This window comes from Alcaligenes sp. SDU_A2 (assembly GCF_038237375.1).
Lineage (GTDB): Bacteria > Pseudomonadota > Gammaproteobacteria > Burkholderiales > Burkholderiaceae_B > Alcaligenes.
Window position 1 is genome coordinate 1,925,523 of the sequence record NZ_CP151273.1, and the last position, 12,500, is coordinate 1,938,022.

Below are 12,500 nucleotides of genomic sequence, written 5' to 3' on the forward strand. Positions count from 1 at the left end.
TGCAATTAACGGAAATGATTTTTAGAACTTGAAAAAATCCGTCTACAGACAAAGAAGGGCATTGCCGGATAGGCTTTGGGCCAAGCCATGACCGATGCGAGCCAAAAATACGTCCGCCGACAGTCAGGCGACACTGACTATCGGCGGAGAGGGTGCGCTGCCTTGGGCGAAGGCGGCGCGGGGGGAAATAGCCCGCCGCTGCGCATCGGCAAACGGGCGGGTGTGGCACGAAGCGATCAGACCTGACGCTTTTCTATCCGGGCGGGCAGGCCTTGACGCACGGCTGCGCCCGATACCCAATCAATCCATACATTGTCCTGACCGGGGGCGCGAGTCGGGTCTGCAAAACCCAGTTCGTTCAGATTGACGCCGGCGGCAAAGGCAGGCTGATGGGGCATGGGCTGGCCATCGATGGTATGCGAACGGGCACCCAGCTCGGTGTGGCCAAAGCCGTGTTCAATGGCAATGGCCCCGCGCATGATGCCACCGCGCACCAAGGCCACGCCATCGACCGAACCGCCGGGCGTGCTGACACGGATAGGGTCGCCATTGCGTATGCCCAGCTTGCCGGCATCGTCCTGATTCAATGAAATCGGATTGTGCGGATGGACTTGGCGCAACCTGTCCATGCCGATGGACATGGAGCTCATCAGGTTGGACTTGTAGGAGCTCATCAAGAAAGGCCAATCCTGCTCGTTGAAATGCTCGCGCATGTCGCTGCCGTCGGCCAAACGGGTGGGGTACCAGCTGGGGCAGCCGCTCAGACGCTCACCGGTCATCGAATGGCGCATGCGGGCCAGATCTTCGTTCCAGACCTGCAGAGCGATGTCGTGGCGTTTTTTAAGCTGATCGCCTTTCCAGGCGTTGTCGACACGATCAAAACGGCCGCCGCGTGACAGCAGCATGGCGACTTTGCGTTGTTCTTCCGGGTGCAGACGTGCCTGCAGCTCCGGATACAGGCGATCTACGCCTGTCATGCGCATATCGTCGTCCGAGGCGTTGCCGACCGGACGACCGGCACCAAACGCGATATTGGCCATGCCGCGCAGGTAAAAATCTTCAGCGCACAGCAGATCGTGGGCTTGGCCGCTCTTGTCCTTGAGCACGCCTTTGCCGAATCCGGGCAGCGCCAGGCGCAGAGCCACAGCAAACAAAAAACTTTCCAGATTAATCGGCTGGCCGTCGGCGGTACGCTCGACGCGTGGCTGCACCACGGGCCAGCGCAGCGTGGAGGACTTGGCAATGACGTCTGCCCAAGGGGCTGATACGCCCCAGCTTTCGTAGGTGACCGTGTCCGGAACGATGTAGTCCGCGTAGGCGTTGGTCTCGTTGATGAATGGATTGATGGAAATAGACAGCGGCAAAACTGTCGGGTCTTTCAGCTTATCCAACATCGCGTTCTTGAAACCGGCAATAGCATATACCGGATTGCTCATGTGATTAATCCACACTTTGCAGGAGTACGGATAGCCATTCAGGCCGGAGGCGATCATCTCGCTGCTCAGGCCGCCTACCGCGGGATACCAGGGAGCCGGCGCAGGGTACAAGGCTTCGCCTTTTTCCTTGCGGCGCTGGTATTCGCTGGATTTCTCGTAGGCAAAACGGTGGCGGGACAGGGCGACGCCCTTGGCGGCGACTTTGCCCGGAAACTGGGCAAAATTGTAGCGTGGGCCGGGGCCGAAAGGGCCAAAAGGGCCAGCATCCAGAACCAGACCGCCTTTCACATTCAGGTTGCCGACCAGTGTATTGAGCATGGCAATGGCATAGGCGGTATAAAAGCCCGAGCCATTCATGGTCCCGCCGTGGGCATCGGCAACGGCTTGACGGCCGTGGCTGGTAAATTCTCGCGCCAGTTCGATTAGTTCTTCTTCTTGCAAGCCACAACGCTGCGCGTAATGCTCCAGGCTGTGTTCTTGCGTGCGTTCGCGCAGCATATGCAACGCCGTGCAGACTTGGACCTCCTGGTCGTCCAGCAGAACCTTGCGTTCCACAAACAGTTCGGCCTGTTCCAGATCGGTATGCGCCCGCAGTTCTCCTTGCTCGTCCATGACGATAAAGGCAGCGTCGCTTCCCTGCGGCACTTCCCAGCCCAGATCAGTAGCGCGTAGATAGCGGCCAAATCCCGGATGTTTGGGATCGGCAATCAACAGGTGCGTGGCATTGGTCCAGGATGCGGTCTGTTCGTCTGCATCGCCGGGTGCGTGCGGACGGGCCAGGTACTGCCGGTCAAAGCGTTCCTGCTCCAGAATCCAGCGCAGCATGCCCATGACCAGCGACAGGTCGCTGCCGGGCAATACGGGTTGCCAGCGATTGCCGCTGCCCGAGGCCAGGCTGGACGAGGTAGGCAGAATCGGGGAGACGACCACATAGCGGAAGGTGTTTTCTTTGCGCGCGCGCGCCTCGGCCAGTTCGCGACCCTGACGCTGGAATGGGTTGCCGGACTGGGCTGGCGCGGCACCGATGAACAGGCCGAAACGCGCATTTTTCCAGTCCGGTTTGCCGTGCGGCATGCCTTTCAAATCGCCCAGGGCCGCACCGGTGCCCACACGAAAGCTTTGGCCGCAGTACGAGCCGTGGTTGCTGACGTTGACGGTCCCAAACGCCTGTTCGGCAAAACGCTTGACCAACGGCGTGCGTCCTTCGTTGGCGGCGTCCGTGAATAGTAACTGGTTAGCCAGGGGACCGAACTCGGGGTTTTGGGGGTCAATCGGTGTGTTGTGATCCCAGATGGCGCGCAAGCCGTCCACCTGGCCTTCGCCGAACAGATCGCCGCCGTCACAGACTTCGGCGATCAATTGTTCAAAACTGATGCGTTGCCATTGGCCTGAACCGCGTGGTCCCACTCGCTTGAGCGGGGCCAGGACACGGTAGGGGCTGGCATGCTGAGCCAGCATGGATGCGCCCCGCGCGCAGGCGCTGGCTCGGCCTTCCAGGCCGTTTTCTCCGCCCAGCATGGCATACACCTCGCGCACGGGCTGATCCATGGCAGCCGGTTGCGTCGTTGCCAAAGGATGATAAGGGTTGCCGGCAATGCGCAAAATCGTATTGTTTTCGGTATCGATGCGCACCCGCACGCCGCATTGGGTCCAGCAGCCCAGACAGCTGGAGGGGCTGACGACCTGGCCGGGCTGGGTATCGAGCAGGCCGGTCATGGGATCGATGCGGAACTCGGCTTGCAAAGAATTGCCGCGTGTCGCATGGGCGGTGGGCACGCCCGCCGTTCCCTGGCCAAGGCCTTGGACTGCTTTGACGACCGTATCGCTGTAGCCTGCCGCAAAAGCAGCCAGACCGCCGACGGCGACGCCGCCTCGGGCCAGAACTTGCCGACGGGATAGATTAGGAGTTTCGTTTTTCTTGCTCATGGCTCAAACCTGAATTCAAAAAGATCGGTGCGAACTTAAGCCGCAACAGCGTGACGGCGGGCCGGGAAGTAAGAGAGCAGGGTGGTGCTCAACATCAGCAAGGCCACGCACAGGCCCAGCACACCCAACATGCCCAACAGGCCATCGCTGCCCAGAGGCATGGTGTACAGATACAAGCCGGCCCCGTACTTAGGCACACCTTGAACAGCCATGAAAATGATCCAGCGAAACACCCAGGCCGAACCCAGCATCAACACGGCGCATAGCAGGCTGTAGGACTTGCCGTGCAGTGTTTTGGCCGGTCGGCTAAGCAAGAACAGGATTAGCAGGCCAAAGACCATCGAACCCAGAAAGCTCAGACGCCAGACGGGATAAATCTGAAACAGTTCGGCTGCGGCTTGGAAGGAGCGGCTGTGGCCCAGCAGTCCGGTGGCAACCCATAGCAGCGCACAGATCATGAGCGCCAGCACGGTGCCCAAGGACCAGCGGCGTAGCGCAGCAACGGGCAAGGCAGCCATGCCACCGGGTAGCCAGCGGGCTGTCAGCAGGATGGCACCCAGGCTGGCCAAGGCGGCTGTCAATGCAAAGTTAATGGGCAGGAATACCGTGTTCCATAAAGGGCGGGAGCGCAGCACCAGGACTTCGGCACCGCTATAGACCAGAACCGAGACGGCCGATGCCAGCAAGGCCAGGCTCAGCCAGCGCCACAGCGTGCGGCGATCCAGCCACCAGGCCAGGACATTGGCCAGGGACAGGCCGACAAAAACCGGCAGCAGGACGGCACCTAGCGACATCCAGGACCAGGGGGTGAAGTGGGCATAAAAATGCCAGAAACGACCGGGCTGGTGCAGGTCGGCCAGCAGCGAAATAGGCGCGGCCACGCTGCTGCACAGCAGCACGATCATCAGGGCCGGTTCCAGAGCGCGTAGCGAGGCGTCCTTGGACCAGGCGCAGCGCCAGACCCAAATGGTACTGGTGGCCGCCAGGCCGACCAGAAAGAAATACTGTACCGCCCAGGGTAGCCAGGCGACGTCGTAAGCGGGGGTCAGCAATTCGATGATGGTCATGGGGGGCTCCTAGAATTGCGTGGTCAGGCGCACGCTGGCCTGGCCATCCACGCCATCGACAAACTCGTCGGGCAGACCGAGATAGAACACATGGGGATTGGTATTCATGGCGGGCTTCAGGACCCGGATTTCGTCTTTGTGTTCGTCCATCAAGCGCGAGATGGTGCTGTTCTCGTCGTTCAGATCACCGATGATGCGGGCCCCTCCGACACAGCTTTCCACACAGGCCGGCAACAGGCCTGCCTCCAGACGATGTTCGCAGAAGGTGCATTTGTCGGCGGTCTGAGTTTCGTGATTGATGAAACGGGCATCGTAGGGACAGGCCTGGACGCAATAGGCGCAGCCTACGCAGCGTTCGTTATCCACCAGGACAACACCGTCCTCGCGCTGGAAGGTGGCCTGTACCGGGCAGACCGGCACACAGGGCGGGTTGTCGCAGTGGTTGCACAGGCGCGGCAGGCTCAGCATGGCGGCTTGCTGCTGGCCGTCCAGTACTTCGTATTGCAAGACGGTGGTTCGGAATTGGCCGATAGGCGGCGCATTTTCGATGGAACAACTGACCGTACAGGCTTGGCAGCCGATGCATTTGCGCAGGTCAACAAACATACCGTAGCGGGCCCCTTCGGGGCCACCCGGACGGCGTTCGGGCTGGCTGTTCATGGCAGCCTGAACTGGCTTGATAGGGATGATGGTGGCGCTGGCGCTTAGGCCCAGCAGCTCTTTCAGGAAACGGCGCTTGCCTTTTTGGGGCACGGCGGGGGGGAGCATGTTTATACCTCGTTATGCCTGGGTAAAACCCGTTTAAATTATCTATAGTTATAAGCATATTAAGGAATACCCGATGACTCTTTGATGAAAGTCAAAGTTGATCGCTTAAAGGTTGAAATATTCAATCCCGATTAATTCAGTCGGGTTTTAGGTGGTAGAGAAGTGGTCGTTCCTGTTACATCCCCATCCCACGCACTTCCAGTACATAGTCGGCACCGGTCCGTGCCAACATGGCGGAAGAGCCGTTAAAGTTTTTGGGTTCGGTCGGCACGGATGGGGCGACCTGTGTTGGGGCGGGCGGGCTTGATGAACTAAGACCGTGCAGGCCATAGCCCAGCAGGCCGATGGCCACTATTACCAAGGCTCCGTTACGTATCTGTGCTCCCATCTGCGTCAGCTCCTCGTGCCTGAATAGCTCCGTGAACACCCATACTTATCGGAACGGATTGCTGTTGTTCGTCTTGGCCGCCCAAGCGGCTTTGATTTCGTCTTCAGGTGGGCTGACCATAATGAGGGTGGCGGTGCCGTCCGGGCGGCGGTGTACCGTCGCGCTGACTCCGCCTTGCTGGTAGCTGGCCACCAGCCCCAGCCCGATCTGCACCAGGGGGGAACTGATGCCTGTATTGCCGATGCGTCGGCCTATGTCGTAGCCTTCTTTTACATGGTTTAGATCCGGTGCCTGCGGGCCGATCTGGGCCAGCGCCTGATTCAGGGGGATGACCGAACGCGCATCGCCTGTAGTGTCGTAAAACACCCGCGCCGGCTCCTGCCTCGATGGCAGGGCCGCTACCGCTTGCTCCCAGCCGGCCTTGATCGCGGCGGCCTGATCCGCCTGAGGCAGCGGTTGGCCATCGTCTTTACTCAAGGATACGGTCACGGGTCGATGCAGATAGCCCAGCAAGGGTGCCCGGTCGAATTGGCGCACCTGCCAGGTGGTCCAGCGCACGGGGATGTAGGGCGAGGGCGTAAATTCGCCTGGGCCGTCGTTGCTCAGGGTCGCCCACAAGCGGGGCAGGATGCCGTGCCACCATTCGGAGGACATAAAGCTGGCGGCCTGCGGCATATCGGCACCTGTCGCCGCGGCTTGGGCTTTGGAGTATGCCTTGAAGCTGCCTGGCCCCCGATCTTTATTGTTTTCCCAAAAGAAGTTCCATAAGCGCGTAATGTCCAGGTCTGTGGTGTTGCGATTGACCGGTCCGCTCTGCTCGAATGCGTAGGGTCGGATACGCGCATCCACCCGGTCCGAGCGCGCCACCAATAAGGTAGCAATGCTGTCGGGCATGGGCGGGATGACTTTGCCCTCATCCGGCAGACTCGTATGCCCAGGGGTGCGCATCAAGGAACGCGCCATAGAGCCGTCCAAGCTGACCAGCAAGGCCTCGGGCACGTCGGGATGCGCATCAAAAAACGCAAACACTCGCTCCAGCATCAGCACCCCGTCTTCGGTATTAGCGTCCTCTTCCCACAACAGCAAATGCACGCCCAGGCTGGCTCCCTGCCGCAAGCTGGCCAAGCGAGCAGCAGGCCGCTCTGTATCCACGTGTTTAGGCGGCTCCCAGATCAGCACCGGTACGGGCCAATGGCTGACGGCGTGTTTGGCACCCTCTTCAAAGCTGGTGCCTTCTGATACCCTCAATTCTGAGAGACGACGCATATCAGTTTCAAAATAATCATCAATATTTTGCGATATATAGGTGGCGAAATTGTCCGCCTTGGCTTCGATATCCCGCCAGGTCTCGTGATTGGTGGTCGTTCCTGTTACCACCCCCATCCCACGCACTTCCAGTACATAGTCGGCACCGGTCCGTGCAAGCATGGTGGGAGAGCCGTTAAAGTTTTTGGGTTCGGTCGGCACGGATGGGGCGACCTGTGTTGGGGCGGACGGGCTTGATGAACTAAGACCGTGCAGGCCATAGCCCAGCAGGCCGATGGCCACTATTACCAAGGCTCCGTTACGTATCTGTGCTCCCATCTGCGTCAGCTCCTCGTGCCTGAATAATTCCGTCCATATCCATACCCCGATGGCCCAAGTCAGACACGCCAGGATAAAAAAAAGTACATACAGCCGTAAGCGTGGCCTCATGGCTGGCCGCCCTGTGTAGGGACGCCTGCTTGCGCTTGCAAGGCTTGACCATGCGCCGTCAGTTCGTAATCCACCAAGGGCGGTGGCGAAACGGCCACAAGGGTCTCGTCAGGGAAAACGCCCTCTTGGTAGTACAACACGCAGGCTTCCATTAACGCCCTTGTGTCAGGCGACAAGTGCTTAAAATATGGATTTTTACTAAAATCCCTCTGATCCTTAACTCGCCAATCCGCCATTAAATACAGCAGTTTTCGCCAATTCTCGTCATCCATCGTGATCGCCTGCCCCAAGGCCACATCCATCGCCGTGACCCAGCGGTGGTTTTCAGGGCTGCGCAAGATGGCGGAATGGTAGTTATTGGTCTCCAATTCATCCGGGTCCTGCGCCAGGCGTAAACGTGCTTCGTTAGGCGTTTCCTCTCGCTCGATCATGCCGCCGGTGGGCCGTGGCGTAAAACGCCAGTTGTGCGCCTGATCGTCCCGAGCTTTGCCTTCGTTGAAGGCGGTTTTGTACGACGTCAGATCCCAAGGGTAGTCACTGACTCTCTGAACGAACAGCCACTCAAACGAGGCATACTGATTGCCCAGCGCCACGTTCTGACCTACCTCGTCCAGCCGCAACTGGCCGGCCACGTCGGCAAGCCCGGGACGCTGCCCGCCGCGCACCACTTCACCCCCATGCAGCTCGGGTTCGTGCGGCGGCGTCAAGGCCTCGGCATTGATGTGGCGTTCGCTGTTCTGCTCGAACGAGGTCTGCAAATATGCGGCCTTGATACTTTCAGTCAAGGGGCCCCATATCGTGCCGTCTGTTTCAGGGCCGGGTGTGCGACGTTGATACCGATTACGTGCCTGAATCCGGCCCGGAGTCAGACCAACCTGCACGGTATGATCCTGGCCCGCATTGACATCCCAGTCCCAACGCCGCAAACGCGTCCACATCCGTTGGAAAAATCGTCTTTTTTCGAGCACCGACATGGCCTCCAACTGCTCGTCCGTTTCATTCTGCACCGTGTCGGGCACCCCAAAAGTGCCGATGCCCTGTATTTTTCTCATGCCGGTGACCGTATCCTCGGGGCAAAAGTACAGATAGACCTTGCCGCGGTTGTCACGCTCCTTGAAGGTAATCCATTCCTGGCCGCTCTTGTCCAGGCGTTCGCCCTGACTCGCACTCCAGCGCGGCCCGGAGCGCCCGCAGGACCGTCCCGAGGACAGCATCAGATCGGCCAAGGCGGGCACATCGTGGGGACTAGCGGTAACCGCATTGACAATGCGCACCAATGTCTTGAGTTTGCTGCGACCCGTCAGATGACCATCGCCGTCCGTAGCATGCAGGCTGTAGGGCGTATCCACCATGATGATGCAATCGACGCAGCGCTCGCCCCAACTCTTGAGCAAAGCCTGGGCCAACAAGGTAATGATGCTGCCCTGGCTGTGGCCCATGATGGTGATGGTTTCGTTGTGGGGGCTTTGGCCCGAGCGCAGTTCCAGCTTGGCCTGGCGAATCGTCTTGATCAGATGTGCCAGGCGAGTAGCAGCCAGCACAAAATAGCGTCGATCGGGGGCCGTGCCGGCATACACGGCCTTGCCGCCCAAGGCGTTGTGCATAGCAAACTTTTCGATACCCCCAAGCAAAAAACCCGGTTCATACATTTGCGGGATGTTGTTGGTGGCATTGGCAAAGAACCCACCGCCCTTGGCAAAGTTCGCGTCCAGGCGATTGCCATGCACATCCTGATACTGGCCGCGCGTCATCAGCCGGCCATGTTCGTCGGCGTGCCGGCTGGTAATGACCCCGGGATTATCCAAAGTAGCAATGTCCTGGTTATCCGGCCGCAAGCCCCAGTAGAACGGCAAGACCACGCTGGGGCCTGTTTTCCCTGGCTCGCGCTGATAAAGATAGGTGTCTGGATCGTTAAGAATTCTCTCATCGCGTTTTCCATCCATCTGCGCCTGCCGATACTGCCGCCCATACAGGCCTGGCTGCATATCCGTACGTCCCAGGCGCTCGTTCAGCCCCTGGCACAGACCCTGCTCGACCGTGCCATAGTTGGCCCCGTTATCGTTCACCCCGTGAATGAAGATGACAATACCCGGCAGGTCTGCCGGGATCTGCACCGGACACAGGCCAGGGCGGTTCGCCATCGTCAAGGCGCTGGCCTGCGCAATTACGTTATCTGCCATGCTGTTTCTTCTCCCGATTTTCTTCTGCAATTCATTGGCTGGCTCCGCGGTACTTCAGCATTCGATGCGGGCCATGGGCGTGGTGTCGTCCCGCACCGTCAGTGTGTCGTCCTGTGGGTGCAGCCGGCACGACTCCGATTCATACGATACGGCGACAGGGGGAGGCCAAAAAAGCCTGTGTGGGTAAATGATCGATGGCTTTTAAAGAAAGACACGGGTTTTACCTTTCTATCGATGTTGCGTAATGTGACAGCCAGGATGGTTTTCGATAGAAATGCCAGTTTTTTTATGCGCGAAAGTAGGGCGACTTTTTCAGTATAAGTGATGTGGCTTTGTATTGGTAATGAATATTATTTTTGTAAATGTAAGATTTTGAGTGATTGTTGTTATTGCCTTTTGTTGATTTTTATTTAAATTTAAATTTCTTAATCTTTCTTTGATAAAAATTACAATAAAATCAATTGTTTATTTTCTTTTTAATGATCTTTTTGTTTTTTTATTCTATATAATAAATAGCCTTATTATTTATTTATGATGGTTGATTGAATTGATTGTTTTTTTCTGGTGTGGGTTGTGCCTGGGAGGGCATGGCTTTCAAGGCGGGGCATACGCCCGACCGCCTGTAGCGATGCGCTGCAGGCGGTCGGGCGTATTGGATCGGAGGTGTTTCTGTTAAAGGCTATGCTGCTGCCATCGCACCTTAAAACGAACCGGTCAGGCCCAAGAAAAAGGTGCGGCCAGGCTGGTTATAGGTGTGGGCCCCAGCACCATAGATGTAGTTGGGCGTGCCTACATTGACGCCGATGGCGTTACCGCGCCGGAACAGACGCTTGTCGAACAGATTGTCCACGCCGGCATTGACGCGCAGGTGTTTGTTTACCCGGTACTGCGTGCTCAGGCCAAACAAGGCGTAGGGCGACACCTTATCGGTGGCCGACCCTTCCAGCGGTTTGCCGTAGTAATCAAATTTAGGCGGTTTTTGCTCGCCATAAAAGGTGGCCTTGGCGCGTAGCGACCAATCGGCATTCACGGTCCAGTCCAACGTACTGTTGATGGTGTATTTGGGAATCGTGGCGAGCGCTTCGCCGGTGTTCTTGTTCTTGGACTCGATCATGTAAGTAAAGTTAGTCTGCCACAACCAGTCCTGGGCCAGCGGTAAGGTCAGATTGCCTTCCAGGCCGGACACGACCGCCTTGGGAATGTTTTCCCATTGCAGCACCAGTTGGCGGTTGTTCATGGCACGGAAACTGTCCACGGCGGCACGACCGGCTTCTACTTTGTTGCGATAGTCGTTGTGAAAGTAGGTCAGGCTGGCTCCCATGCCTTCGTTGCCCACGAACTCGATGCCCAGTTCTTTGTTGATGCTGGTTTCGGCCTTCAGGTCCGCATTGCCCTGCAAGAAGCAGCCCGCGTCGCTGGCACCGCCGCTGTTGCCCCAGCAGCCGTTGCCCAGGCTGTACAAGGTATAGCCAGCGTTGCTTTGGTACAGATTGGGTGCTTTGTAGGCGCGTGCGATGCCGGCTTTGAGCAACCAGTTGTCTGTGACTGCGTGCGACAGGTTCAGCGACGGGCTCCAGTTGCTGCCGTGCTTGTCGTGATAATCAAGGCGCAGACCCGGCGTAACAGTGGTCTTGTCGCTTGCGTAGATGTTGTCCTCGACAAACACCGAATAAATATTGGCGCGTGATTTCGCTTTGTAGGCGCTGGGCGCGCCGGGAATGCGCGAACGATTGCGCAGGGCCAGTTCCGACGACTGATCGTTCAGCTCCTGTCCTACCCATTCCAGGCCCAGAGTGGCATATTGTTCTATACCGGCGGTGTTGAACTGGTGGCTGGCCTGGGCGTGCGCTGTCAAGGTAGTCAGGTCTATGATGCCCCATCCACCGTCCCGGGCGCGGGCCGGATCGTTGAATGCGCCTTCGGTGCCGCCTGCCAGGCCTTCCAGAATCCGGTAGTTGCGGGTCTTTTCGTACTGGATGTAGGCCAAGGAATCGGTCTTGTCGTTCCAGTCGCCGCGGTGGGTTAGGGAATAACTTTGACGATATAGCGTGTTGGTTTCGTCTCCAAGTCGGCGCTGGACTTCGTCGTTGGTATTGGTGTTTTGTGTATCGCCCGCATAAATATTGCCCTGGCGTCCATAGGCGGCTTCTAGCTCTATCGTGTGGCGGCTGTTGAGCCGCCAGGCCAGCAGGCCGTTGACATCTTTGTTGCGCACGCCTTCGCGCCCGGCTGCAAAAGTGCCTTTATTGGCTCCCCCGCGTCCGGAGGCATGGTCTTTATTGATGTCGTAATCGTCGGCCTCTGTCTTGTTCAGATTGCCGTACAGTCGGAAAGACACGCTATCGGAAACCGGGCCGCTCAGACCGAAGTTGATGCGACGCGACGCGCCTTCCTTGCTGTGCTGGGGCAGGTTGCCATACAGGGATACCGTACCTTGAAACGTATCTGTGCTGGGTTTGGTGATGATATTGACTACGCCGCCGGCGGCACCATTGCCGTAGCGGGCCGCTGCGGGGCCGCGCAGCACCTCGATGCGTTCGATCTGTTCTGCCGGGACCCAGTTGGTGTCGCCGCGCGAGTCACGTTCGCCGCGCCAGCCAAAGCGTACCGCAGAACGCGAACTGACCGGCTTGCCGTCGATCAGGATCAAGGTGTTTTCCGGACCCATGCCACGAATATCGATCTGGCGGTTATTGCCGCGCTGGCCGCTAGCCGAGTTGCCGGTCAGATTGACCCCGGGCATGGTGCGCAGCACGTCGGAAATATCGTTGGCGGGCGGCGATTTTTGCAAATCGTCCTGGGTGATCAGCGATGAGCCAAGGGTTTGTTTCAGCTCTTGTTCAGCTTTGACCACAATGCGGTCCAGCTCGTCTACATTCTGGGCATGTAGCGGTGCTCCAGAGGCTAACCAGAGGGCTGCAGCGCCGCGTGTCAGGAGAGACAGACGGTTAGGCTTGAATCGCGCTGCAGCATACAGCAAGAAAGACGACATGAAACCACCTTGTTAATAATGAGATTGATTCTCGATTATAAACAGGGT

7 protein-coding genes are annotated in these 12,500 nt (G+C 58.2%); all 7 read right to left on the reverse strand.

Annotated features, from left to right (window positions below; genetic code table 11):
- Window positions 1-236 precede the first annotated feature (236 nt).
- Window positions 237-3,362 (reverse strand): tetrathionate reductase subunit A, encoded by a 3,126-nt coding sequence (locus AADW57_RS09060; protein WP_341666569.1) that lies wholly within the window; start codon window positions 3,360-3,362, stop codon window positions 237-239.
- A 35-nt stretch (window positions 3,363-3,397) separates the two neighbouring features.
- Window positions 3,398-4,429, reverse strand: a complete 1,032-nt coding sequence (nrfD, locus tag AADW57_RS09065; RefSeq protein ID WP_341666570.1) for an NrfD/PsrC family molybdoenzyme membrane anchor subunit — start codon at window positions 4,427-4,429, stop codon at window positions 3,398-3,400.
- 9 nt (window positions 4,430-4,438) lie between these two features.
- Window positions 4,439-5,197: a sulfate reduction electron transfer complex DsrMKJOP subunit DsrO gene (dsrO, locus tag AADW57_RS09070; protein WP_341666571.1), complete on the reverse strand. Its 759-nt coding sequence runs from the start codon at window positions 5,195-5,197 to the stop codon at window positions 4,439-4,441.
- A gap of 175 nt (window positions 5,198-5,372) precedes the next feature.
- A complete protein-coding gene (locus AADW57_RS09075; RefSeq protein WP_341666572.1) occupies window positions 5,373-5,585 on the reverse strand; it encodes a hypothetical protein in 213 nt (70 codons plus the stop codon).
- Between the two features lie 45 nt (window positions 5,586-5,630).
- Window positions 5,631-7,169, reverse strand: a complete 1,539-nt coding sequence (locus tag AADW57_RS09080) for a type VI lipase adapter Tla3 domain-containing protein (RefSeq protein ID WP_341666573.1) — start codon at window positions 7,167-7,169, stop codon at window positions 5,631-5,633.
- A gap of 107 nt (window positions 7,170-7,276) precedes the next feature.
- The gene (locus AADW57_RS09085) at window positions 7,277-9,460 is read right to left on the reverse strand and encodes a T6SS effector phospholipase Tle3 domain-containing protein (protein WP_341666574.1); all 2,184 of its coding nucleotides are present in this window, start codon (window positions 9,458-9,460) and stop codon (window positions 7,277-7,279) included.
- Between the two features lie 700 nt (window positions 9,461-10,160).
- Window positions 10,161-12,452, reverse strand: coding sequence for a TonB-dependent siderophore receptor (locus AADW57_RS09090; protein ID WP_341666575.1), 2,292 nt, complete (start codon window positions 12,450-12,452; stop codon window positions 10,161-10,163).
- Window positions 12,453-12,500 lie beyond the last annotated feature (48 nt).

Coding starts and splice junctions, on each gene's coding strand:
- AADW57_RS09060 (WP_341666569.1), bottom strand. CDS start 3,362: ATGAGCAAGAAAAACGAAACTCCTAATCTATCCCGTCGGCAAGTTCTG.
- nrfD (WP_341666570.1), bottom strand. CDS start 4,429: ATGACCATCATCGAATTGCTGACCCCCGCTTACGACGTCGCCTGGCTA.
- dsrO (WP_341666571.1), bottom strand. CDS start 5,197: ATGCTCCCCCCCGCCGTGCCCCAAAAAGGCAAGCGCCGTTTCCTGAAA.
- AADW57_RS09075 (WP_341666572.1), bottom strand. CDS start 5,585: ATGGGAGCACAGATACGTAACGGAGCCTTGGTAATAGTGGCCATCGGC.
- AADW57_RS09080 (WP_341666573.1), bottom strand. CDS start 7,169: ATGGGAGCACAGATACGTAACGGAGCCTTGGTAATAGTGGCCATCGGC.
- AADW57_RS09085 (WP_341666574.1), bottom strand. CDS start 9,460: ATGGCAGATAACGTAATTGCGCAGGCCAGCGCCTTGACGATGGCGAAC.
- AADW57_RS09090 (WP_341666575.1), bottom strand. CDS start 12,452: ATGTCGTCTTTCTTGCTGTATGCTGCAGCGCGATTCAAGCCTAACCGT.